19 protein-coding genes and 1 other annotated feature are annotated in these 25691 nt (G+C 50.0%); all 19 genes read right to left on the bottom strand.

Features of this window, described 5'->3' with window-relative positions; translation table 11 throughout:
- Nucleotides 1-49: 49 nt before the first annotated feature.
- Nucleotides 50-1462, bottom strand: a complete 1413-nt coding sequence (locus AC1TPC_RS08545; protein ID WP_482066439.1) for an SPOR domain-containing protein — start codon at nucleotides 1460-1462, stop codon at nucleotides 50-52.
- A 799-nt stretch (nucleotides 1463-2261) separates the two neighbouring features.
- Nucleotides 2262-3656 (bottom strand): UDP-N-acetylmuramate--L-alanine ligase, encoded by a 1395-nt coding sequence (murC, locus tag AC1TPC_RS08540; protein WP_482066438.1) that lies wholly within the window; start codon nucleotides 3654-3656, stop codon nucleotides 2262-2264.
- A gap of 7 nt (nucleotides 3657-3663) precedes the next feature.
- The gene (locus AC1TPC_RS08535) at nucleotides 3664-5049 is read right to left on the bottom strand and encodes a bifunctional folylpolyglutamate synthase/dihydrofolate synthase (RefSeq protein WP_482066437.1); all 1386 of its coding nucleotides are present in this window, start codon (nucleotides 5047-5049) and stop codon (nucleotides 3664-3666) included.
- A 31-nt stretch (nucleotides 5050-5080) separates the two neighbouring features.
- Nucleotides 5081-7723 carry a valine--tRNA ligase gene (locus tag AC1TPC_RS08530; RefSeq protein ID WP_482066436.1) on the bottom strand — a complete coding sequence of 881 codons (2643 nt, stop codon included), beginning with the start codon at nucleotides 7721-7723 and terminating at the stop codon, nucleotides 5081-5083.
- A gap of 56 nt (nucleotides 7724-7779) precedes the next feature.
- Nucleotides 7780-8020 (bottom strand) — a binding site (T-box leader).
- 118 nt (nucleotides 8021-8138) lie between these two features.
- On the bottom strand, nucleotides 8139-9467 hold the full coding sequence (locus tag AC1TPC_RS08525; protein ID WP_482066435.1) for a LysM peptidoglycan-binding domain-containing protein: 1329 nt from the start codon (nucleotides 9465-9467) through the stop codon (nucleotides 8139-8141).
- An 86-nt stretch (nucleotides 9468-9553) separates the two neighbouring features.
- Nucleotides 9554-10564, bottom strand: a complete 1011-nt coding sequence (locus AC1TPC_RS08520) for an RluA family pseudouridine synthase (RefSeq protein ID WP_482066434.1) — start codon at nucleotides 10562-10564, stop codon at nucleotides 9554-9556.
- Nucleotides 10565-10573: 9 nt separating this feature from the next.
- Nucleotides 10574-11875 carry a glutamate-1-semialdehyde 2,1-aminomutase gene (gene hemL, locus AC1TPC_RS08515; protein ID WP_482066433.1) on the bottom strand — a complete coding sequence of 434 codons (1302 nt, stop codon included), beginning with the start codon at nucleotides 11873-11875 and terminating at the stop codon, nucleotides 10574-10576.
- Between the two features lie 4 nt (nucleotides 11876-11879).
- Nucleotides 11880-12878, bottom strand: coding sequence for a porphobilinogen synthase (gene hemB / locus AC1TPC_RS08510; protein ID WP_482066432.1), 999 nt, complete (start codon nucleotides 12876-12878; stop codon nucleotides 11880-11882).
- 17 nt (nucleotides 12879-12895) lie between these two features.
- The gene (gene cobA / locus AC1TPC_RS08505) at nucleotides 12896-14449 is read right to left on the bottom strand and encodes a uroporphyrinogen-III C-methyltransferase (protein ID WP_482066431.1); all 1554 of its coding nucleotides are present in this window, start codon (nucleotides 14447-14449) and stop codon (nucleotides 12896-12898) included.
- 5 nt (nucleotides 14450-14454) lie between these two features.
- Nucleotides 14455-15426, bottom strand: coding sequence for a hydroxymethylbilane synthase (gene hemC / locus AC1TPC_RS08500; RefSeq protein WP_482066430.1), 972 nt, complete (start codon nucleotides 15424-15426; stop codon nucleotides 14455-14457).
- Nucleotides 15426-16070: a precorrin-2 dehydrogenase/sirohydrochlorin ferrochelatase family protein gene (locus AC1TPC_RS08495; protein WP_482066429.1), complete on the bottom strand. Its 645-nt coding sequence runs from the start codon at nucleotides 16068-16070 to the stop codon at nucleotides 15426-15428. Before AC1TPC_RS08495 ends, hemC begins: the two co-directional genes overlap by 1 nt.
- Before the next feature lie 34 nt (nucleotides 16071-16104).
- Nucleotides 16105-16917, bottom strand: a complete 813-nt coding sequence (locus AC1TPC_RS08490) for a cytochrome C assembly family protein (protein ID WP_482066428.1) — start codon at nucleotides 16915-16917, stop codon at nucleotides 16105-16107.
- Between the two features lie 22 nt (nucleotides 16918-16939).
- The gene (gene hemA, locus AC1TPC_RS08485; RefSeq protein WP_482066427.1) at nucleotides 16940-18322 is read right to left on the bottom strand and encodes a glutamyl-tRNA reductase; all 1383 of its coding nucleotides are present in this window, start codon (nucleotides 18320-18322) and stop codon (nucleotides 16940-16942) included.
- Between the two features lie 198 nt (nucleotides 18323-18520).
- Nucleotides 18521-18919, bottom strand: coding sequence for an adenosylmethionine decarboxylase (gene speD / locus AC1TPC_RS08480; RefSeq protein ID WP_053374775.1), 399 nt, complete (start codon nucleotides 18917-18919; stop codon nucleotides 18521-18523).
- 280 nt (nucleotides 18920-19199) lie between these two features.
- A complete protein-coding gene (locus AC1TPC_RS08475) occupies nucleotides 19200-19883 on the bottom strand; it encodes a DUF4309 domain-containing protein (RefSeq protein WP_482066426.1) in 684 nt (227 codons plus the stop codon).
- A gap of 166 nt (nucleotides 19884-20049) precedes the next feature.
- Nucleotides 20050-20640 carry a non-ribosomal peptide synthetase module gene (locus AC1TPC_RS08470; protein ID WP_482066425.1) on the bottom strand — a complete coding sequence of 197 codons (591 nt, stop codon included), beginning with the start codon at nucleotides 20638-20640 and terminating at the stop codon, nucleotides 20050-20052.
- Nucleotides 20641-20853: 213 nt separating this feature from the next.
- Entirely contained in the window at nucleotides 20854-21441 is a 588-nt protein-coding gene (yihA, locus tag AC1TPC_RS08465) for a ribosome biogenesis GTP-binding protein YihA/YsxC (RefSeq protein ID WP_482066424.1), read from the bottom strand.
- The gene (gene lon, locus AC1TPC_RS08460) at nucleotides 21438-23807 is read right to left on the bottom strand and encodes an endopeptidase La (RefSeq protein WP_482066423.1); all 2370 of its coding nucleotides are present in this window, start codon (nucleotides 23805-23807) and stop codon (nucleotides 21438-21440) included. Before lon ends, yihA begins: the two co-directional genes overlap by 4 nt.
- A 37-nt stretch (nucleotides 23808-23844) precedes the next feature.
- Entirely contained in the window at nucleotides 23845-25548 is a 1704-nt protein-coding gene (gene lonB, locus AC1TPC_RS08455; protein ID WP_482066422.1) for an ATP-dependent protease LonB, read from the bottom strand.
- Between the last annotated feature and the right edge of the window lie 143 nt (nucleotides 25549-25691).

Raw genomic sequence — 25691 nt, 5'->3', positions numbered from 1 at the left:
CTCGCCATGAAATGACATCTACGTCCATTATACGCATGAACCTATTCGTTTACAATGCGCTGATGGACTCAAACCATTCTTTTTGGGAAATGATCGCCTTCATAAGCTGCGTTTGCGTCGACCATAAATAGGCGCGAGAAGGCTTTTTATCGTACTCAACCATCGATTTTGCCGCCGTATTGATCGCTTGAATGACCTTATCGAGGTAGGTTTTCCCTGCCGCATCCTCTATACCTATTCGCATCGTTGCTGCATTTTTAGTCCATTTTTGATGCTCGGTCTGCCAGGATGCTGCCGCAGCTTCGCTAAGCGGAGACAATGAAGGCTGCTCCAGCTGCGCTATTGTCAATTCATCCAGCATTTGGACGATTTCTCCCGTCTTCGTGAAGAAAGTTTGCGCGGCAGCTTGCTCACCTTTAAAAGGCAATTTACTAGGAGCCGTTAAACTTACTTCCTTGATGTACAGATCCAGGTCAGCCATCTGCCCGCGGATCGTCTGTGCCTTGACTCGATCACCGCCCATTCCAGCATATACGCGGTAATCAGCAGCGCTTGTCAGCGCCGCGCCAGCAAGTCCCTTCTCCGTCAGCTGAGCCAGTGCAGCGTCCTTGCCCTCCGTATTGCTGAAAACGCCAAACTGCAGCATAAAATACGTTTGATCCAGACCTTCAAGGCTAACCATCGCCGCATTCGGATCTGGTTTAGCAGCCGAGTTATTGTCGGTTGACGGCAGTGTGCCTTCCCCTTTATTGGTTGCATTCCCTGCTTTGCCTCCGCTTGCATCGCCGGTTATCTCATTGCCGGTTACTGGCAGCGTTTGCGGGGCTTCGTCTGATCCTCCAGGCCAAATGCTTACTCCTGTAAACAATGACAACAGCAAATAACCGAACAACGCTCCCGTAGCGAGCGCTGCCGCAACCGACAAAAACACATTAAACCAAGATGGCGTTCCTTCCTTGCGTTTCAATCGCGTATATTGCTGCTTATTTCTTCTAGGCTCGTCATATACGAGCTCGTCCTCGTAAGGATGAATAGCCTCGTGAACAGTCTCCGTTTTAAAATGGCTCTCCTCCATGTCAACATCATTGTCGTCCTCCTGTATTGGAGCCATCACGACAACCGGCTTTGACGCTTTTGGCTTTTCCTTCTTCAAGGAGGGCACTTGTGTAGGTGCAGTTGGAACAGGCTTCGTATCCGAATCTCTTATTAGCTGCTCCAAAGCGCTTATATCTTCTTGGAACGGGTTGTTCCAAGGGTTGATCTCGCTGCTGGCTTGCTGCTCCGTGTACGGATAAAGCGGTATAACGTTCTTTTTAGCCGGTTTATTGGCATGATAATCGTTCGTTTGGGAGGAAGCGCTATTCGATGGAGCCTCATAGTGCTCGTCAGTGCTGCGCTTTTCATTGTTAATAGACTGTCCATTGCGGTCAAAACGATAGGTGATTCGGTTTTTTTGATTCATATCATCCACTCCTTGTCCCGTTCTTCTAGTAATAATCTATGAGACTTTTAAGAGATTTAGACCGGGGCTGTAGCTTTTCGAACCTACCCAAACCCTCCCTTCCAAGGGAGGACCCCAAGGGTAGCATCCCCTTGACACCCGCAATTGGACTAACGTGGGAGCTTGAGGGACGCTTAATAACTGGGTTTGTTGTGGATCGCTTTCGTCCCTGCGGGACACGAAGAGTGAAACAACTTACATCTATACACTTTATATAAGCGCTTTAGCTCTACAACACAGTTGCACTTTCGTACATTGCACTTTGTGCAATAGAATCCTGACATGATAGCTGGAATACAATGCTACGCTGCAGTAAATACAGCAGAAATAGCTTCCTGGATGGAGTATCGAGGGATATTTCCGGATTCTGCTGCTGAAACTGCAACGTAGCAATGCGAATAGGCATTAATAGGATCTTACATTGCACAAAATGCAATAGAAATTTGGGCACTAGCTCTATACGAGGAACAAAATCTAACAGGAGCATCCGCGTTCAAAAATAGTGTAGAAGTCGACTCGTCTATTCGTTGTTTGTTGGCTCGGCGGACCGAGCTAATTAACATAACGATTGAGGATGCGTTTGTGTTGGAGCACTGTCTGTGACCTTGCAGAGCACGCAGATCGTTTGTAAACTTCTCGGACCATTTTTCGCGACTAACTCGGTTAGTGGGATGGCGTTTGTGAGCTGCGTTTCGCACACCATACGCAAAAATACAAAATGCCCGTTGATTCCAAATATGGAACCAACGGGCATTTGCGCCTAGTGGGCTGCTTTCAACGATTTGGCCAGCGAATCCGCTACCTTCCAAATGTCGCCTGCACCCATCGTTATGACAAGATCGCCTGGGGCAACCCTTGCCGTCAAGTATTCAAGCACTTCCTCTTTCGTTGGAAAATACTTGGTGTTCGCGTTGCTGTTGCTCTTGATCAACTCAACCAGCTTATGCGAGTTTACTCCCTCGATTTCAAGCTCGCCAGCTGGTGAATAGATATCAGTTATAATCACCTGGTCAGCCTCGGGAAACGCGCGGCTAAACTGCTCGAACAAGAAAAACGTCCGCGTGTAGCGCTGCGGCTGGAATACCGCAATAATGCGTTTGCCCGTCGCTTTGGCTGCGCTGATCGTCGCTCTGATCTCCGTAGGATGATGGGCATAGTCGTCGATAACCAATATATCATTGACTTCACCAAGCACTTGGAAGCGACGTTTAGCGCCTCTAAAGGATTGAATCGCTACCGCGATTTTGTCGAAGGACAAGCCCGCTTCAAGGCAAGTAATGACGGTTGCCATAGCGTTATAAACATTATGAAGCCCAGGAACAGAAAGCTCCACATTTCCAAGCGCTTCTCCGTTATGCGTCATCGTGAAGGATACCTTGCGGTCTCCAAGCACGATATTATGAGCTTTATAGTCTGCCTCGCCGTCAATGCCATAGGTGACAAGCTGCGATGAATCGATATTGCCCTTATACACCTGCGGTATCAGTTCGTTAACCGTCTCGTCATCCGCGCAAACAATTGCCTTCCCGCCGTCTTTCACCTGCTGCAAAAATTGTACGTAGGCAGCCTTCAGCTTGCCGAAATCGCCGTCATAGTTTTCAAGATGATCCGGCTCGATATTCGTTACGATAGCTAGCGTTGGGTGATAGTGCAGGAACGACCCGTCACTCTCATCCGCTTCCGCAACGACATACTCGCCTTTACCCGCTTTGGCGTTGGTGCCTACATTAACGATCTCGCCGCCGATAATATAGGTAGGGTCCGCGTCGCAATTTTCCATAACAAGCGCGATCATGGAAGAGGTCGTCGTCTTGCCATGAGCGCCGGCGACTGCAATTCCTTTGCCTGCGTTCATCAATCTTGCCAACATTTGCGAACGATGCAAAACCGGAATGTTCAGCTCCTCTGCTGCCTTCCGTTCCACATTATCCTTAGAAAGCGCCGTCGAGTAAACGACCAGATCCGCTCCCTTTACATTCTCCGGCTGATGACCGATATAAATGCTGGCACCATTTGCAGCAAGCTTCTCTGTTAATTCTTGACGCGCGACATCGGATCCAGTCACCTTATAGCCCATTTCCAGCATGACGCGGGCAATGGCACTCATTCCGTAACCGCCGATTCCGATGAAATGAACGTGTTCTGCCGTATTCAAAGACGGTTCACCAACCTTTTTCAGAATCCGAGTTATACAAGATGCGGGAGCGAACGTCAGCTATTAAATAAAGCGTACCTGTCACGACCCCAAGGTCTGTTTCCCCGGTTAACTGTTGTAGTTTTTGTAATGCATGTTGCCAATTCTGTTCGACTACCAGCTCGAAAGAATACTTATCAGGCTGTTGTTCCCGCATTTCTTGTACTAATTCAGCCAAAGCGGGAGCTTCTTTTTTCATCCGAAAATCAGGCTCGGTCACAATAATCGTATCCACTATTGGTAGTATATGCTTAAGAACATCCTGATGATTCTTATTCTCCAGCATACCCATCATAAGATGTAAACGATCATACTTATAGATGGTTTTTAATGCATCTGCAAGCGACTCCGCGCCTTCCGGATTGTGTGCGCCATCAATTAAAATCCGTGGCTCCTGTGAAACCATCTCCAGACGTCCCGGCCAAGCTGCAGCCCGCAGCCCTTCCGCCAAAACGTCGTCCTCGACCACAAGTGCATTGTATTGGCGCAGCACCTCAAGCGTCATGACCGCGACAGCCGCATTCGTGCGTTGATGTGCCCCATTAAGCGTGATCGTAAGTGGTTCGATGCTCCGGAACAAATTCGTAAAGGAGAAGGATTGCTCATCCTCGCGAACCGAAAGTGCCGTTTCGTGGAATTGCTCACCGAGTAAGTAAAGTGTGCTCTGCTTCTCAGCCGCAACTCTTTTAATAACTTCAATCGCTTCAGGCTGCGTTACCGCACTGACAACCGGAATGCCTGCTTTAATAATGCCTGCCTTCTCGCTTGCGACGGCAGCGATCGTGTCGCCAAGACGGTCCATATGATCATGGCCGATATTCGTAATGACAGAAACGACCGGATGTACGATATTCGTTACGTCAAGCCTTCCGCCAAGCCCGGTCTCCCAAACGACATAATCGGGATAAGTAACCTTTGCGTAAAAAAGAATGGCAAGCGCTGTAGATACCTCAAACATCGTCGGCGATCCAAGCTCTGTCTCTGCGATTGCTTCGACATGAGGCTTGAGATCATTTGCCAGCTTTAGAAGCGTCTCTTCTTCGATATCGACGCCGTTATATTGAAACCGATTCGTAAATTTCGTTATATACGGCGATGTAAAGGTTCCTATATCATATCCGGCGCGAAGCAATACGCTTGTTAAATAAGCGGAAGTTGACCCTTTGCCATTCGTTCCGGCAATATGAATAAACTTCAATCTGCGATGCGGATTGTCCAGCATCTCCATCAGCTTCTCGACTCGGTCAAGACCGGGGCGAATGCCGAATGGAATGAGCCCTGTAATCCAGTCTACCGCTTCTATATAGGATTGCAGCGGCTCTCCGCGCCGCTGCTCAACATTATGCTCTGTCATTCTATTCGAACCTTCTTCCGTTTTTGCAGCGTTATCCGCGCAATTCCGCAATTCTAGCCAGCACCTTATCGCGTTTGTCTGCATAATCGTTCATTTTAGCGCGTTCCTCGTCAATAACCTTAGCTGGCGCTTTCGCTACGAAGCCCTCATTGCCGAGCTTCTTCTCAACCCGCTCCACCTCGGTAGTTAAATGCTGATGTTCTTTCTCCAGCCTTGCAATTTCCTGCGCGATATCGATCAAGCCAGCAAGCGGCAAATAAAGCTCAGCTCCGGTTATGATAGCCGTCATTGCTTTGTCAGGCGCGCTGATATGCAAGCCCGTTTCAAGCATGGACGTGCCGCAGAATCGTTTGATGAATTCTTCGTTGCGCGATAAGATCGCTGCTTCCGCCTCGCCTGACGGCTTGATCAGCATTTCGATCTTTTTGCTCATCGGCACGTTTACTTCCGCACGGATATTGCGTACCGCACGAATCATTTCCATGAGCAGCTCCATCTCTTTGACAGCTTCAGGCGCTTCAAGCGCTGTGTCATATACCGGCCAATCGGCAAGAGTAATCGTCTCGCCCTCATGCGGCAAATGCTGCCAGATCTCTTCGCTGATATATGGCATGAATGGGTGGATCAGACGCTGCGTCCGGTCCAGCACATAAGCCAGTACGGATTGCGTAGCCTTTTTCGCTGCTTCATCCGTATTGTATAGGCTAAGCTTTGCGAACTCGATGTACCAGTCGCATAGATCATCCCAAATGAAGTTATTTAATAAACGTCCGGTTTCACCGAACTCGTAGCTGTCGATTAGACGGGTTACATCGCGAACCGTTTCATTTAAGCGGTGCAAAATCCAGCGATCCGCCGTACCCAAGCTAACGGTAATATCGATGTCCTTCGCTTCCACGCCTTCCAAATTCATAAGCGCAAAGCGCGATGCATTCCAAATTTTGTTCGCGAAGTTGCGTGCCTGCTCTACCTTCTCAAAGCGGAAGCGCAAATCCTGTCCAGGCGTGCTGCTAGTAGAGATCATATAACGCATAGCATCTGCGCCGTATTTCTCAATCACTTCAAGCGGATCGACACCGTTGCCCTTCGACTTGGACATTTTTTGTCCTTCGGAGTCGCGAACAAGGCCATGGATCAGTACATCCTTAAATGGTGACTGCTCCGTAAACTCAAGCGCCGTAAAGATCATCCGCGCAACCCAGAAGTAAATGATATCGTAGCCCGTAACGAGCACGTCCGTCGGATAAAAACGCTTCAGGTCCTCGGTTTGATCCGGCCAGCCGAGCGTTGAGAACGGCCATAGCGCGGAGCTGAACCAAGTATCGAGAACATCGTTGTCTTGGCTCAGGTTGTCTCCCGCCATATCCTCGCGGGATACATGCATCTCGCCTGTCGCCTCGTCATACCATGCCGGAATCCGGTGGCCCCACCAAAGCTGTCTGGAAATACACCAGTCGCGTATGTTCTCGATCCAATGCAAATAAATTTTCTCGAACCGCTCCGGCACGAAGTTAACGCCTTTGCCTGCCTTCTGCGCAGCAATTGCCGCTTCAGCAAGCGGCTTCATCGCAACGAACCATTGCGTAGACAGGTATGGCTCTACAACAGCGCCGCTGCGCTCGCTATGCCCTACTTGATGAACATGATCCTCTATTTGAATGCAAACGCCTTGCTCTTGCAAATCCTTCACTAGCTGTTTGCGGCAGTCGAAGCGATCGAGGCCTTGATAAGGACCTGCTTCAGCATTCATCGTGCCTGTCTCGTCCATGACGATAATTTGCGGCAGGCTGTGACGCTCGCCAACCTCGAAGTCGTTCGGATCATGCGCCGGCGTTATTTTCACAGCGCCTGACCCAAACTCCTTATCCACGTATTCATCCGCAATGATCGGAATTTCGCGGCCGACAATCGGAAGCACAATCAGTTGACCGATCAGATGCTTATAGCGATCATCCTCGGGATGAACAGCTACCGCTGAATCGCCCAGCATCGTCTCTGGACGAGTCGTTGCTACCGTTATGAAGCCGGAGCCGTCCTTGAGCGGATATTGCAAATGGTACAAATGACCGTTAACTTCTTTATGCTCTACCTCGATATCGGATAGCGCTGTGCGTGCGGCTGGATCCCAGTTAATGATTTTTTTGCCGCGGTAGATAAGCCCCTTCTCATAGAGACGGACAAATACTTCGCGAACAGCTTTGGATAGCCCTTCATCGAGCGTGAACCGCTCTCTCGAATAATCAAGAGAAAGACCCATTTTCGCCCATTGCTCGCGAATGGTATTCGCATACTCTTCCTTCCACTCCCATACCTTCTCGAGGAAAGCTTCCCGTCCCAGGTCGTAGCGGGAGATCCCTTGCTCGCGCAGCTTTTGCTCTACTCTTGTCTGAGTTGCAATACCCGCATGGTCCGACCCTGGGAGCCAAAGCGCATCGTAGCCCTGCATACGTTTCGTTCTGATCAAAATATCCTGCAGCGTAAAATCCAACGCATGCCCGATATGAAGCATTCCAGTCACGTTTGGAGGCGGGATAACAATTGTATACGGCTTTGCGTCCGGGCGTTTGCCTGCCTCGAAAAATTGGCCCTGCATCCAGTAATCGTACCATTTCTGCTCGGCTGCCTTCGGATCATAGGTTGTCGGCATTGCAGTTGTCGTTTGATTTTCTGACATTCGTTCCATCCTCCATAAATCGATCTACAAAAACAAAAAAACCTTCCGCCCTTATCATAAAGGACGAAAGGTTTAGCTTCCGTGGTACCACCTTTGTTCCATGCGAACAAAATCCGCATGACACTCAAACAGATAACGGCTGCGGCCGGCCTGACTTCGGTAGAGCACAGGTTGCTCTAGCTTGACTCAGGCAACTCCGGGGCGACTCGTAGCAGTCACTTCCTGCAGAACCTCTCAGCGTAACGGTTCCACTCTCTGAAGGCTTTGCTGCGTACTATTCCCCTTCAACGTCGTTATAACGCATATATGTTTAATCATACCTTTGTTGTACCTCTGAGTCAACCAAACTCGCATAACAAAAGCCCCTGTTGCTCAAAATAATGAGCAATAGGGGCTTTTGTGTAATAATTAACCATCATGGAATGTAGATTAGTTGTCCTTCGGTCACGCTGGAATCATCCAAGCGGTTATAAATGATAATTTCTCTTGGGTTCAAGCTGTAACGCGAGGCAATAACCTCAAGCGTCTCATCCCTCTGCACGATGCACATCCGAATCTTACGGAACTCCGTATCCTCCGAACGTTTGCCGAGAAATAAGTTTTTCCATTCGATCTCATCGCCCGACGCTTGTACTCTTGCAACCTCATCCGCTCGCTGCTGAGCGACAACCTCCTCAGCTGCCTGACGGGCTGCTTGCTCTCGCCTGCTAGTCTGAAGCAGCGTAAGAATGCCCACATCAGGCGGCGATCCGCTTCCATCCTGAGGCTGTGGCTGCTTGCCTCCGACCGCGATGCGCAGCTCCGGTTTTTCCTGCTCGGGATCTTGCCTCTGCTGCGGCAGTGCATCTGGAATGATAAAAGGCGGCTCCTGTGCTTCAAACTCACTGCGTTCCTGCTCTAAAGCAGGCTGCGCGCTCAGGAACGGCGATTGCTCCTGCTCAGCGCTAGTTGGGAAATTCGCATATGATTCGGAATTCGCGAGCCAGCCCTCATGACTCGTTTGCTGGGAGGATAACGTGATTTCCCGCTCGTCCTCTTGGAATTCCTCCGGTACTTCTGCTTGCTGCGCTGAGCTTGGGAACAGCTGCGAGGACGACCATCCGGTATCATACGATGCCGATGAGATCAAAACCGCAGGCTCCGATTCATTCGTTTCATTCGATGCAATCGAGTCATCCGATCCATCCGACACTTCCGGCCGCTGCTGGAATGAGAACTCCTCTTGCGCAGCAAAATCATTTTGCTCCGGTATGTACGGCTGCTCGTTTGCAGGATATTGGCTGTTTAAAAACTCAATGGCGCGTTCCTCGAAAGCTTCCCTCTGATGGACAACCGTGAACGGCTCTTCCCGCCAGAGTTCCTCTTGCTCCTGTACAGGCTGAGCGGAAATGCCTCTTAGAGAAAGGACACCTGTAATGTTTAATGTGCGGGCAGACAATAAGTCGACATCAAAATTATCGATTTCAATCGAAATATCGTCCAGCCGAGATATGCGATTCATCGGCAGCGTTATTTCGACGGGTATCCAGTGCTCAAGCGTCAACGAATTTTCGGAATCATTTTGACTCCTATAAATTCCGCTCAGAAGCAGCTGCCCTCGAAGTACGGCGTGATCCCCCTGATCGATGACCTGGATACGGGGAACAAGCTCAATCTCCTCCAGCTCGTCAATTGCCGCTACATCATCGGGCAAATGGACGCGCTCATACACGTCAAAGCGTAATCCGTTCGTTTGATCCGACACGCCTAAGTCCTCCCCTCTCATACTGAATGCTTGGGCTAACGTTACATTCACTACTTATCTATATGGGATGTTAGGCAGGAGCATGACTATCTTTTTGAACGGGAATGTATGTTTTCCGAAAGCTGTACGAGCCACTGCGGCCAAGGGGCGACCGCTTCAACGGGCGAATCGGTCCAAGGATGAGGAAAAACTAGCTTTTCCCCATGAAGCGCTTGATGCCCAAGCATACGCGCATCGCCTCCGTACAAGCCGTCCCCTACGAGCGAATGGCCGATATAGCTCAGATGAACGCGTATTTGATGGGTTCTGCCAGTCTCCAGCTTCACACGAAGAAGCGACAGCTGCGAGCTTGCATCAATCGTCTCGTAGTGTGTAATCGCTTGCTCGCCGCTCACTGATACGCGCCGTTTCGCTTTGGTGTGGCGGTCCTTCCCAATTGGAAGATTGATCGTTCCGGACGGCTTGGCCAATCGTCCATGCACAACTGCAATATAATGCCTGTCTATCGCCTTGGCGCGCATAGCCTCATCCAGCTCCCACTGAGCCAAATCATTTTTGGCATAAAGCACAGGACCCGAAGTATCATCATCGAGTCTATGGATGTGCCGGACGGTGAGCGGATCACCCTGGCTCAGTAAATGTCTAGCCGCTGCCTCATCAAGCGTGCCGGTTTGCCCAGCAAACGCTTCATGCACGGCCATTCCCGCAGGCTTGTGGAGCACCAAGCAAAAATCATCCTCGTAAATAACGGCAGGCGCCTCCAAATGGGACGGCATAGTAGCTTTGCGATAAAGCGAATCCTCCTTCGGGTCAATAGCCGGAAAAGCCAACAGCTGAAGCTTATCCCCGTTCCACTGGATGCCGCCAATTGAAAATAGCCTGTTGATCCACTTCTGCGGAAAAAAAGAACGGGCCAGCAGCCACTGCCGCACGACATGCGGATGGCTGCCAGCCCGCGGCTGTGCAAGCTCCGGCGTATTGGCCGGATCTTTTTCCGAATCGGGATCAACGGCTGCGGAAGCGGACCCAACGCCTAAAGCTTGCCAATCCAGCTCCAGCCACTGCCCGTTCCGCTTTACTTGCCCATTGATCATCATATTTTCCTCCTACAGACGGCTAAACGCAATATCATGCGCTTCGATTGTTGCGTCAATATCCTCATTCGTATGAACCGCGGAGACGAACATTCCCTCAAACTGGGAAGGTGCCACACTTACTCCTAAATCAAGCATCGACGCAAAATATTTCTTGAACCGTTCCAGATCGGATGTTTTGGCGGTTTCGTAGTTAATGACAAAGTTATCTGTAAAGAAAGGACAAACCATTGACCCTACCCGGTTGATCGTGCTTGCGATACCGTGTTTGCGGGCATTCGCTTCAAAGCCCAGCTGCAGTCTGACAGCTTGGCGCTCGAGCTGCTCATAAACCTCCGGCGTAAGCAGCTTCAGTGTCGTGTAGCCTGCGGCCATTGCAAGCGGATTGCCTGACAGCGTTCCAGCTTGATAAATCGGTCCGCTTGGCGCAATCAGCTCCATGAGCTCTCGCTTGCCGCCATATGCGCCAACTGGCAGTCCGCCGCCGATGACTTTGCCGAAGCATGTAAGATCCGGCTTGATGTCATAAAGCCCCTGCGCACAGCTGTAGCCCACGCGGAAGCCCGTCATCACCTCGTCAAAAATAAGGACAGTGCCGTACTGCGTCGTCACATCGCGAAGTCCTTGCAAAAACCCTGGAAGCGGCGGTACGACACCCATATTGCCGGCAACCGGCTCAACGATGACGCATGCGATTTCCTCGCCGAACTTCTCGAACGCAAGCTTCACGGATTCAATATCGTTATAAGGCACCGTAATGGTGTGTGTGGCCACATGCTCAGGCACGCCTGGGCTGTCAGGCAAGCCAAGCGTAGCTACGCCAGAGCCTGCTTTGATCAGCAAGCTGTCGGCATGGCCATGGTACGAGCCCTCGAATTTCAAAATTTTGTTGCGCTTCGTGTATCCCCGTGCAAGGCGCAAGGCGCTCATCGTCGCTTCCGTACCGGAGTTCACCATGCGGACGATATCAACCGAAGGAACGCGCTCGCAGACAAGCTCCGCCATCAACGTTTCCAGCTCGGTTGGGGCGCCAAAGCTCGTCCCTTTCTCCGCCGTCCGCTTAATCGCCTCAATGACCTCGGGATGGGCATGTCCCATAATGAGCGGGCCCCATGAAGCTACGTAATCAATATAGCTGTTGCCGTCGATATCATAAATGCGGCTGCCTTCTCCCCGCTCCATATATACAGGATTTAAGCCAACCGATTTGAACGCTCTAACCGGACTGTTCACTCCGCCTGGTATGACCTGCTTTGCTCTCGCGAAAGCAGCTACCGAGCGTGCGTCATTTCTAACGTTCGACTGATCACTCATCTGCTTACCCCTCTCCTCTTAACCAACGAGCCGCATCCTTTGCGTGGTACGTGATAATAAGATCAGCGCCTGCGCGCTTCATTCCCGTTAAGGTTTCAAGCACGATCGCTTGCTCATTAATCCAACCATTGGCAGCAGCAGCCTTCACCATCGAGTATTCGGCGCTTACGTTATACGCAGCTACCGGCAGGTTGTACTTATCCTTCAGCAAGCGGAGAATGTCTAGATAAGCAAGCGCTGGCTTCACCATAAGCATATCAGCGCCCTCGGCAATGTCCGATTCCGCTTCGCGCAGCGCCTCGCGTACATTTGCAGGGTCCATTTGATAAGTCTTCCGGTCACCGAATTGCGGCGCGGAATGAACCGCATCACGGAATGGGCCGTAATAGGCAGAGGCAAATTTCACGGAGTACGAAAGGATAGGAATATCGCTATAGCCAGCATCGTCCAGCCCTTCGCGAATGGCAAGGACGAAGCCGTCCATCATATTTGACGGCGCGATAACGTCTGCTCCTGCCTCCGCTTGCGACACAGCCGTTTGTACAAGCAAATCCAAGGAGGAATCGTTATCGATCTCTGAAACGCCTGTACCCTCATGGACATGCACGACGCCGCAATGACCGTGATCGGTGAATTGGCATAGGCAGGTATCTGCAATGACAACAAGCTCTGGCGCCCATTCCTTAACGGCTCGAATTGCCTGCTGTACGATACCGTTCGCGTCATATGCCGAAGTACCGATCGCATCCTTAGTCTCAGGAATTCCGAATAAAAGCACCGACTTGATGCCCAGCGAAACGACCTCGCGAATTTCTTGCTCCAGAAGATCCATGGATAAATGATAGATACCCGGCATCGACGGAATTTCATTTCTTACATTTTGGCCATGTGTAACGAAGATCGGATATATAAAATCATTTACGCTTAGAACCGTTTCCCTTACCATGCTCCGAAGAGCGGCCGTTCTGCGCAATCTGCGATTTCTAACTTGTGGAAAAATCATAGCTAATCATTCCTTCCTCACTGTGGTTGCTTGTTGCTTTGCTTATAATCGGCAATGGCCTGAAGCAAGCCGGCCAGCGTCGAATCCTCCGGCTCAATGGCGACCTTCAAGCCCGCATCAATTGCCGTCTTCGTTGTAATCGGACCAATGCTCGCAATCGGAATATCCGACAGCAGTTCCACTGGATTTGGCACACCTTTGCGCCTTAATACTTCCAGCAGGTTCGTCACGGTTGACGAGCTCGTGAACGTGATCAAATGAATCTCCTTCTCGCGAATCCATTCAAGCGTCAGCTCGTCCTGCTGATCCGCAAGCACCGTCTCGTACACATCTATTTCCGTTGGCAGCAGCCCCATAGCCTTCAGCTCGCGCGGCAGTACTTCCCGCGCAAGATCGCCTCGCGGCAGCAGCACGCGCTCGCCAGCTATTAGCTGCGGAGAGAGCTGCTCCAGCAGTCCTTCCGCATGGAACTTCGCAGGCAGCTCCTCTACCACTAAGCCTCGCTTTACGAGCGCCTCTGCCGTCTTAGGACCGACCGCTGCGATTTTGGCGCCAAAAAATCTTCTCATATCAATTCGGAATTTACGAAGCCAGCCAAAAAAATATTCTACCCCATTTACGCTTGTAAACATAAGCCATTGATACTGCTCCGCTTGCTCAAGCTGCTCGCGCAGCTTATCAATAGCAGCCGTCTCGGAAGGCTCAATCGTCTCAATGACAGGAAATTCGCAAGGCTCTCCGCCTAGCAATTCAATCTGATCCGCAAGCTCGCTTGCTTGGGATCTAGCTCGCGTAACAAGCACCCGCATGCCGAACAGCGGCTTATTCTCGTACCATTTCAGCTTCTCGCGCTGCAGCACCACCTCGCCGACGACGATTACGGCCGGAGGCTGGAAGTTCGCCTCTTTAACGATCTTCTCGATCGTCTCGAGCGTGCCGACGACGGTACGCTGCTCGACTCTCGTCCCCCATCGAATGAGCGCAACCGGCGTTTCAGGCGGTTTGCCGTGCTTGATAAGCTGATCGGCTATATATCCAATCTTGGCAACGCCCATAAGAAAAATAAGGGTGCCCGTTGCATTCGTTACTTTATCCCAATGAATGGAGCGATCAAGCTTGTCCGGACTTTCATGACCCGTAATGATGGATAAAGATGAGGCTAAATCACGGTGCGTGACTGGAATGCCTGCATAAGCAGGTACGGCAATGGCCGAAGTAATGCCGGGTATGATTTCGAACTCTATTCCGTTGTCATAGAGCAGCTCCGCCTCTTCGCCAACACGTCCAAAAATCGTAGGATCGCCGCCCTTCAGACGCGTAACCGTCTTGCCTTGCAGCGCCAAATCAACAAGCAGCTGATTGATTTCCTCCTGCTTCATCGTATGGCGGTCCGGCAGCTTGCCGACGTATATTCTCTCTGTCCCCGGCTTCAAATGCCGAAGAAGTCTCGGGCTGGCCAAACGATCGTAAACGACAACGTCACATTCCTCTAAGCATTCCAGTCCACGTACAGTAATCAGCTTCGGATCTCCCGGTCCGGCGCCAACCAAATAAACCTTCCCCTTGTCCAAGTCTGTCACTCCCCAATTTCAGCTAAAATGCGGTCTGCACCCCGTTCGATGAGTGCAGCTGCTACATCCCGTCCAAGCTGCTCGGGGTCCGTCCCCTGCTTCATTTCCTTCAGCAGTGTTGTGCCGTCTGGCGAACCGACCATTCCCGTCATAACGAGCTGGCGCTTGCCGTTTTGGCCGCCGTCTTCTTCGCCGAGTACGCAATAAGCGCCAATTGGCACTTGGCAGCCTCCGTTCAGTGTACCCAAAAAGCTGCGCTCCGCGCGTACGGTCAGCTCCGTCTCATTGTCATTGATCAGAGACAGCAATTCCCGTATTTGCTCGTCATCCTCGCGGCATTCGATGCCTAGCGCTCCTTGTCCTACAGCAGGCAGACACACATCCACAGGAATATTCGAGGAAATGCGATCCTGCCAGCCCATGCGCGTAAGGCCTGCAGCAGCAAGCACAACAGCGTCAAAGCCTTCCGTTTCCAATTTGCGAATTCGGGAATCGATGTTGCCGCGAATGGATTCGAGCTGAAGATCCGGTCTCGCATTTTTGAGCTGGCTGGAGCGGCGCAGGCTGCTAGTACCCACTCGGGCGCCAAGAGGCAAATCATCCAAGCTGCCTCCTTCACGCATGACGAGGCAATCCCTTGGATCTATACGCTTCGGAATAGCGCCGTTAATCAGACCTTCCGGAAGCGAGTAAGGCATATCCTTCATGCTATGAACAGCCATGTCGATAACGCCGTCAACGAGCGCTTGCTCAATTTCTTTTACGAATAGTCCCTTGCCGCCTACCTTGGACAATGTGACATCCAGAATACGGTCGCCCTTTGTCACTATTTTTTTCACTTCAAACGTATAATTGAAGCCATGCTTCTCGCTGATGCGCTTCAGCTCCTCGATCACTTGACCCGTCTGCGTTAAAGCGAGTGCGCTTTGCCTTGTTCCTACAACGATGACTCGTTTTCCTGCATTTTCCGCTGCCATTATGTAAGCCCCCTGTCTATCCGATGAAGCAAGCTCTCCAGCCATTCATCGATGTCAATGCTGTTTCTCCTTTGCTGCACAGCCTCCTCGGCTGCAAGCTTCAAAACGGTCTGCCTGTCCTGCTCATCCAATATCCTGCTTCGCACAAGCTCCCGCAAACGCCGAAGCCGGATCGTTATTTCTTCATACTGCGGCCCAAACTGCGCTTCCAGCTCCTGCTTGATCTGCTGCGATAATGCGGGACTTGCGCCCGAAGCCGTAACAGCCAGCAATAAATCGCCTCTTCTCACAACTGAGGGAGAGATAAATGAGCTGCTCCTTGATTCATCCGCTGCATTTACGAGAACGCCGAGCTGCTCCCCGGCAGCTGCTACCTCTGCATTCACAAGGCTGTCATTGGTTGCCGCAAAAACAAGCCATGCCCCCCGCAGGTCAGCTTCGCTGTACTCGCGCTGAAAGGTGACGATCTTCCCTTCTGCGGCTAGGCTTTCGATTCTCGGAGTGAACGATGGGCTAATGACCCACACCTCGTCCGCTCCCGCTTCCAGAAGCCCAAGCAGCTTACGCTGCGCGATGCTCCCGCCTCCAATTACAACGCAGCGTTTGCCTTTTAGCTGCAAGACGACCGGATAATATCCATTCATTTAGGCTTTTCCTCCCTGCTGCCTCGTTCCTTCACTAGTGAAAGGAAGAAAAGTAATTAGAAAATAAATTCAAAAGCAGCAAGCCAAACGAAAATATATACAAACGGGCTAATTGCAGCCCAGGCCTTCTCAGCATCGCTCTCTGATACACATAAATCACATACATAATCAATGTTCCAAATGAAGACAGCACTTTCCAATCCAGCAGCAGCCCAGGTCGTCCTTCGACAAGCAACGAAGTAACCGCAATGGCAAGCGACATCGCAAGCAGCGGAACGCCGATAATAACGGCTCGATCTCCATACCGCTCAATCGTATCTAAGCTCGGCAGTCTGCGGACGAAGTTCGTCCACCTTTTTCGTTTCAATTGATTATGCAAGAACATATACATGCCAGCGAACAAAGCACCAAGCGTCAGCGCCGCATAAGCGCACAGTATAAGACTAATATGAATATATAATAGCTCTCTTGTCGTTTTCCAAACCTCTAGCGATTCACCGTTTCCAGGGCTGCTATAGAGATTGAGCGCTAAAACAGCAAAGCCAATTACATTTACGAAAAATACGACAAAATCAATCTTTATAAATCGGTTGATGACTAACGATATGGTGACGAGCAACCATGAAAAACATAGCCAATATTCAAACGTCGATATATCGGTCATTTGCAAATGGGACATGATGCGAGCAACCAAATAACCAGTCTGCAATACCCAAACAAAAATAAGCAGCCCTGTACCCATCCGTTTCGCTCTCCGACTTGCGTTAATGAAGTCGGAGAAATAAAACAGGAGGCTCAGGGCGTAAATATAAAGTATCGCATCAAATAAAAAGTTTTGCGTCACCATAGTTCCTCCACATTGCGGCCATCTATCTTGTAATAGGTGCTAATACCGCCGCGGCTGCATGGGGTTGAACGATTTTCTTTTTTTCTGCAGCGACAGCAGCTGTTGCTGCTTCAAGCTCAGCTTGACGCGTTTTGGTAAGCTCATCCTCGAGCGCGAACAGCTTGACGAACATATCCATCGCTTCATCTGCTCGTTTCTCGCCGGCCATTTCTTTGATACGCAAAATCGGGTCCTGCATCATCTGGTTAACGATGCTCTTCGTTAGCTTGCGGATTACTTTGAGCTCATGCTCGCCAAGATCAGGCAGTTTATTCGTCAAGCTGTTCATCGTTTCCTCATGAATGCCCGCTGCTTTCGTTTGCAGCGATCTAATAAGCGGAACGACGCCAAGCGTTTTATACCATTGCTCAAACAGGTCGATCTCTTCAGCGATCATAGCTTCGATTTTGGCTGCTTCTTGGCGGCGATGCTCCAGATTACTTTCCACAATGCCCTCCAAGTCATCAATATCGTACAAGAACACGTTCTCGACCGCCGCAATCGATGGGTCCAAATCACGCGGAACCGCAATATCGATCATGAACAGCGGCTTTGCCTTGCGACGCTGCATCGCTGAAGCAACCTGCTGACGTGTCAGCACATACCCGTCCGATCCTGTCGAGCTAATGATAATGTCCGCTTCATGCAGCTTATCGGCCGCCTCTTCCATTGACCATGCGGAGCCGTTAAACTTATCCGCCAGCTTTGCTGCCCGCTCATAAGTCCGGTTCACCACCACAACGCGGTCAGCGCCATTTGCATATAAGTGCTTAGCCGTAAGCTCGCTCGTCTCGCCAGCGCCGATAACCATTACCGTTTTTTTGTTAAATTGGCCAAAAATCCGTTTTCCCAGCTCCACCGCAGCGTAGCTGACGGAAACAGCCGATTCGCCAATCGTCGTCTCGGAATGAGCACGCTTGGCCATTGTAACGGCTTGCTTAAACAGCATGTTGAATACGGTACCTGTCGTTTTCTGCTGCTGTGCAAGCATAAATGCGTTTTTCACTTGTCCCAATATTTGAGTTTCGCCAATAACCATCGAATCCAGCCCGCTTGTAACCCGGAACAAATGATCGATCGCTTTCTCGTCCTCATACATATATAAATGGTTCGTAAATTGCTGTCTAGGCAATTTAAACCACTTTTCCATAAAGCTGCGAATGTAATGTCCACATAGATGGTGCCTATCTACAACTGCGTATAGCTCCGTACGATTGCAGGTCGCTACTATGACACATTCCATTATGCTTTGTGTCTGAATGAGCTGTATCAATGCCTCCGGCAAATCCCGTTCCGCGAAAGCAAACTGTTCTCTTACTTCTACGGGAGCCGTTCGATAATTCAGTCCTACTGCGATAATGTGCATGCGCGGTCACCTGCCTCCTTCTCTAGTGCGTCTTTGCCTTGATGTTAACGATAATTATAGCATAGTTGGACATTCAGATAATGTTCATTTATGAATAATATTTGAAAAGTACACCCTCATTATTCCCTTTTCATGCAAAGAAATAACCATGGATTCCATCCATGGTTATTTCACTATGATCGATAAGTTTTAAAGCTCTTAGACGAGCTCAGTTTGTTTCATTTTCGGTTCTTCCACTTGCAGTTCGCCCATACCGCGTACAAGCTTCTTCGCATAAGTCGCTTTTGGCTTCAACACAGCGAGCATGTAATCGATCGCAAGCTGAGGATCTACAGTTTCACCACAGGTATAACAGTCTAGCGCGGCAAAGCCTCTCTCTGGATACGTATGAATCGAGAGGTGACTCTCCGACAGCATCACGAGTACAGTTGCGCCTTGAGGATCGAATTGTTTTGCTTGAACTGACAATACAGTAGCACCACATGCTTCAGCAGCCTCTACCATGTGTGATTGCAAAAATTCAGCGCTGTTCAGTAGATCAAAGTCTACACCCCAAGTATCAACAGCAACGTGTCTTCCGAAAGTTGAGTATTCCATCTTCCGGTTCCCCCTTCCTAGGAATAAAATGTTTGAAAAATTTCATCCGCTAGGACCTACGTCATTCACTTCTCGAGGGATAAATCTCTCGCAACATAACTATGTCCTGAGTGAATCCTGGTTCCTATTATTATCTTCAATAAATCTTTTCAACGAGAATAAAAATAACATCTATCCGAAATAATTGCAATACTTTTTTTTTTGCGTTCTGGAAAAGCATATACCCCAGCCCCGTTTTCAATGTATGACAGGTAAGCTTATCCCGCTACAACAGCTCCAATTACCCCGCCATATTATTTTTAGCATCCTTAGGACTCAGTACGGAGATATGATCTACCTTTCCTGTTTCTTTCGCAATTATAAATTTTAGCTGATACTGCTTATTCACTTGATATGTGTAAATTTCATCCGCACCGTTAACCGCCGTCTCATCCGCACTGCCAAGAGCAATCTCAAGGTCCTTTAACGTAATCACATGAAGCTCGTCCGCATATGATCTTACATCAAAAACAATCATGCCCTTGTTGTAGCCAAAGGTAATGCCTTTGTCCTCATAAGTCGCATACATGCCTTTCCCAGCAGAGTCACTTACGTCAGCCTTGCCCCACTTCTTCTCAATATCATCATAAAGCGCGACGTGCGCAGCGTAGTCGCTGCCTGCGACCTTCCCTTCCTTGGCCAGATCATATATCGAACCGATCAGCACACCGGTTTGTGTCCCGCTGTCTGCTTCGCCATTCTCCGTTCCTGCCGATTCACTTGGCTGCTGGGACGGCTTTGTACTTGGTTCAGCAATAGGTTCTATGCTTGGCTCTGTACTTGGCTGTTCGACAGGAGCCAACGTTGCTGGAGGCGGAGTGGGATCACTGTTCGATTCATTATTGCTGCAAGCTGTCAATGATAAGGCAATCGCAAAGGAAAAGCCGACTGCGAATTGTTTGAATCGTTTCGTTTGGTTTAACATGGTTCATCTCCTCTTTATGTCTAGTATCTTAGTGTCCTCCAAATCGCTATACCCTGTTACAAACTGCAAAAGAGTGAAAAATGTTGCTCTCTACACTCGTGTAATATTAGGAAAAAAAAAGAGAAGCCGCAGCAGCGGCTCCCCTATTCCTTCTTAAATTGCTCCATTATGCTTCTAACGCGAAGAGCTTGCGAGTCAACTCGGTCAATCGCTCATCGATCTTGCTAATTTCATTCGCGTCCATCGTTTGGTTGCGAAGATCAAGCAACTCATTGACTGCGCTGCCCAGAAGGCCAATCTCACGTTCAATCAGACGACTGCGGAACACCCGCTCTAATTGACCTAGCGTATCCTTAAATTCGAATACGACACGGTCGCCGGTCTTAGAGCTTTCGACAATTTGGTGAACGGAACCATTCTTATAATGATAGATCATCGTATAATGACTGTAGATTCGGTTGACGATCGCGTTCCCGCGGAAAGCAGATACTGCTTTTCGCATGGCATTGGTCAGCCTCGGTTGAACAAGACGGCAAGATAGTACGCATACATAATAGTCTTGTTGACGTTCAAATGTCAGTCGGACTTCTTCCCTCCCTGCTACATCTTCGAGAACGAGTTCCTGATTTCCATTATCGAGCACTAGCACCTGAAGGCGAATTTGCTGCTCTTCAAATAAACGGATAAACTCAGCCATCTCTTCATTCGTCAATTGCAGTTTGGCATTAACATACTCTGTGGCTAGCCGCTTAGCCATAAAAATCTCCTCAATTCTTTGAACTTGCACGGTTTGGTCTTTGTACTCTGCTCTTGTTGCTTAAGTATATTATACGTGATCCAAATATTTTATTCCTGCGGTCCATCCCCGATATTCTCGCATATTCCACAAAATAACGGTAGAATTCACGAGGAATGCCGACTTTTTCACTGTATCCTCTGCTTTATATCATAACTTGCTGCACTTGCTACCTTATGTTGCAATCGCTTCGTTAATAATATCCCAAAGCTGCTCGCGTCCAAGGCCTAATTCTGAGGAAAATAAGACGATGGAATCGCGCGGATCTGCTTCCAGCGTCTTTTTGATCATCTTGATATGCTTGTCCCATTTTGACTTTGGAATTTTATCCGCCTTCGTTGCAACGATGCAGGTTGGAATCTCATAATGCTTCAGCCATTTGTACATTTGCTGATCCTGCTGCGAAGGCTCGTGACGGATATCGATGACGAGCAGCTGCAGCTTAAGCGGCTCGCGATCGCGAATATAGCGTTCGATCATTTCGCCAAATTGCACGCGCTGTGTCTTAGATACCTTTGCATAGCCATAGCCCGGAAAATCGACCAAATAGATCAGATCATTGACCCGGTAGTAGTTGAGCTGCTGCGTCTTGCCCGGCTGCGAGCTCGTACGGGCTAAGTTTTTGCGTAAAATCAGCTTGTTGATCAATGATGATTTTCCGACATTCGAACGCCCTGCCAGAGCAATCTCTGGCAAGGCGTCCTCTGGGTATTGATGGGGTTTTACTGCACTGATGACGAACTGAGCTTGTGTAATTTTCATAAAATCGATGTACCTGCCTTCTCCTCCGTTTGAATCGGAAGCAACGCATGCTGCAGCACTTCATCCATATGACTGACAGGAAAAAATTGCATATCATTGCGCACGCTATCGGGAATATCCCGTAGATCCCGTTCATTTTCTTTCGGCAACAGCACCTTGCGAATGCCTGCACGATGCGCGGCAAGCGATTTTTCTTTCAAACCGCCAATCGGAAGCACACGGCCTCTGAGCGTTATTTCGCCTGTCATCGCTACTTCCTTGTTCACATAACGATTCGTAAGAGCCGAAATAAGCGCTGTTGCAATGGTAATGCCCGCAGATGGACCATCCTTAGGAATGGCTCCCTCTGGGATATGGATATGAATATCGTTTTTCTCATGGAAGCTTGGGTCTATGCCCAGCTCGATCGCTTTCGAGCGCGTATAGCTGAACGCGGCTTGCGCGGATTCTTTCATGACATCACCTAGTTTACCAGTTAACGTTAGCTTTCCGCTACCCGGCATTACCGTAACCTCGATGACAAGCGTATCTCCGCCAACCTCTGTCCACGCCAGACCCGTAACCGCACCGATCTGGTTCTCGCTCTCGGCGAGGCCATAACGGAATTTGGCAGGTCCAAGCCACTCCTTAAGCAGATCGCTCGTAACTTCAAGCGGCTCAGGCGTTTCCTCCTGCTCCTTGGATACAAAATGCTTCGCTGCCTTCCGGCATACCGCCGCGATTTGCTGCTCCAAATTCCGAACGCCGGATTCCCGCGTATACTCCCGTACAAGCTGCAGCAGCACTTCTTCCGAGATAACTAGCTGCTCCTCGGTTAGGCCATGCTCCTTCTTCTGCTTCGGCAGCAAATAACGATTCCCGATCTGCAGCTTCTCAAGCTCCGTATAACCCGGAATGTACAACACTTCCATCCGATCCAGCAGCGGACGGGGAATGTTGTGCATCGCATTGGCCGTTGTCACGAACATGACATTGGACAGATTGAACGGAACCTCGACAAAGTGGTCGCTGAACGTATTGTTTTGCTCCGGATCAAGCACCTCTAGAAGCGCAGAAGCCGGATCGCCGCGGAAGTCCATCGCCATCTTGTCAATTTCATCGAGCAGGAATACAGGATTAAGCGAGCCTGCCGTCTTCATGCCTTGAATGATTCTTCCCGGCATCGCGCCTACATAAGTACGGCGATGACCGCGAATCTCCGCTTCATCACGCACGCCGCCGAGCGAGATGCGTACGAATTTGCGTCCAAGCGACTTGGCGATGGAACGGGCAAGCGAAGTTTTACCAACGCCTGGAGGACCAACTAAGCAAAGGATTGGACCCTTCAATTGCTTAACAAGCTGCTGCACCGCCAAATACTCGAGCACCCGCTCCTTTGGCTTCTCTAGACCGTAATGGTCATCATTCAGAATAGCTTCTGCTTTGCTAAGGCTTAGATCATCATCCGTCGTCTTATTCCAAGGCAAGGAAAGCAGCCAATCGATATAATTGCGGATAACGCCGCCTTCCGCAGAGGTAGACGGCATCTTCTCGAGCCGATCGATTTCCTTCTCGATCTTCTCCTTCACCAGCTCCGGCACGCCAGATTCAGCCAGCTGCGACCGCAGCTCCTCTACCTCGCCTGCACGGCCTTCCTTCTCGCCAAGCTCCTTCTGGATCGCCTTCATCTGCTCGCGCAAATAATATTCCTTCTGCGTCTTCTCCATTTGCTTCTTGACGCGTTGGTTTATTTTGCGCTCGAGCTCAAGCACCTCGCGCTCGTTGTTCAAAATATCAAGCAGCCTTTCGAGGCGCTCGCCAACATCGACCGTTTCAAGAATGTCCTGCTTATCCTTGATCTTAAGCGATAAATGGCTTGTAATGACATCTGCAAGCCGGCCAGGATCATCGATGTCGGATACGGCCGCGTACGTCTCTGGCGTAACCTTCTTCGACAACGAAATATAGTGCTCGAATTGATTTAATACGGAGCGCATAAGGGCATCCACTTCTGGATCATCCGTTTCCTGCTCCGGCAATTCTCGAACCGATACCTCATAAAACTCGTCATTCGGCAAATAGTCCAAAATTTCCGCGCGCGTAACGCCTTCCACGAGCACGCGAATGGTCCCGTTGGGCAGCTTAAGCATCTGCCTTACCTTCGCGATGGTGCCGACTTTATAAATATCTTCCTCCGTCGGCTCCTCAATGTTCACTTCAGACTGTGAACAAAGCAATATCATATGATCTTCGACCATCGCGCATTCTAACGCACGAACCGATTTGTCCCTTCCCACATCAAGGTGCAGCACCATGCTGGGATAAACGAGTAGCCCTCTTAGCGGAAGCAAGGGCAGCCGACGACCTTTCGATTTACTAGGTCCCACACCAGCACCTCCAAATGTTAACGTCTAACCTAGTTTATCATTCTACGGAATCAGCCTGCAAATAAGGAACGGAAGAAGCGATAAAAAGATCTGTTCCGAGCGGAGCATCCACCCGAGCAGGGGACACCTCGACATCCGGGAATACATACTTAAACACTTCTTCCACCTTTTCAACCGGAATGACCTTAAGCCCTTCCAAATCAGCAAAAATCGCCTGCCAGTTCTCCCTTGGGATAATAACTGTTTTTGCACCTGCTTGGAAAGCAGCCTCAACCTTAGCCAACACGCCGCCAACAGGCTTCACGTTGCCATGGATGCCAACCTCGCCGGTCATCGCCAGCTTGTTATCGATCGGAATGCCTTTAATCGCTGACGTAATGGCCGTTGCCATTGCAATTCCGGCAGAAGGTCCGTCAATTGGCGTGCCGCCGGGAAAGTTGATATGCAGGTCAAAATCCTGCGGATTCAAGCCGATTCGGCGCAATACGGTAATGACATTTTCCACTGAGCCTTTTGCCATGCTTTTTCTTCTAAGCGTCCGCGAGCCGCCGCCAAGCTCCTCCTCATCAACGACACCGGTAATCGTGAACTGCCCCTTGCCGGCAGCCGCAGGGATCGCGCTAACTTCGATTTCAAGCAGCGTTCCCATGTTCGGTCCATACACGGCAAGACCGTTTACGAAGCCGATTTGCGGCGCCTCAGGCACCTTGCGGTCAGGACGCGGCGGAATTTGGCTGCTATTGACGACCCATTCAATATCACCCGCAGAAATACTGTCTCGCTTCTCAGATAAAGCGACACCCGCAGCAAGCTGAATAACATTAACCGCTTCGCGTCCGTTTGTCGCGTACCGCTTCACGACATCAATCGCTTCAGGACAAGGCGGGAAGCCGATTTTTTTGACCGCGTTTTCGGCTACCAAAGCAATTTCATCGGCAAGCAGCGGACGGAAAAACACTTCCATGCAGCGGGAACGGATAGCAGGTGGAATCTCCTGCGGCGAGCGCGTTGTCGCGCCGACTAGACGGAAATCGGCAGGCAGTCCATTTTGAAAAATATCATGAATATACACCGGTATATTCGAATCCTCCGAATTATAATAAGCGCTCTCCAGAAATACTTTACGGTCTTCCAGCACTTTTAACAATTTATTCATTTGAACCGGATGCAATTCACCTATTTCGTCAATAAACAAAATTCCGCCATGCGCCTTCGTCACAGCACCTGGCTTAGGCTGTGGAATGCCGGCAACCCCCATCGCACCTGCCCCTTGGTAAATCGGGTCATGCACGGAGCCAATGAGCGGATCGGCTATTCCACGCTCGTCAAAACGAGCGGTCGTCGCATCGATCTCTGTAAATTTCGCCTCCGGCAAAAACGGCGAGGAAGGATTTTTTTTCGCTTCCTCCAGCACGACGCGGGCCGCAGCTGTCTTCCCGACACCCGGCGGTCCATATATAATGACATGCTGCGGGTTAGCGCTGCACAGCGCCGCCTTTAAGGCACGCAGGCCGTCACGCTGCCCTACGATATCCTGCATCGCTTGCGGCCTTGTCTTCTCAGCTAGAGGCTTCGTAAGGGAAACGCTCCTTAGCTTCCGCAGCTTGTCCATCTCCTTGCGCGATTCTCGGTCAACGGCCGAGCGGTTCGTCTTCTGATTGCGCAGCAAGTTCCAGAAATACAAGCCAATTACGACCGCAAAAAACACTTGAATCAACATCAATACAACACTTAAACTCATTAGCAATCCGCTCCTCTCAAGCGCAAACGGCTGATGCCGTCTTAGTTGTAAGCTTATATTCAAATAAGCAACCTATCCGTAATAAGCATGCGTATTTGATAGTATTGCCCCTACGAAGTGGTAATAACCGTTAATGCAGTTAT

Source organism: Paenibacillus sp. Y280 (assembly GCF_056786335.1).
Note: the sequence above shows the minus strand (reverse complement) of the source record. Positions and strands in the feature narration are given on the sequence as shown.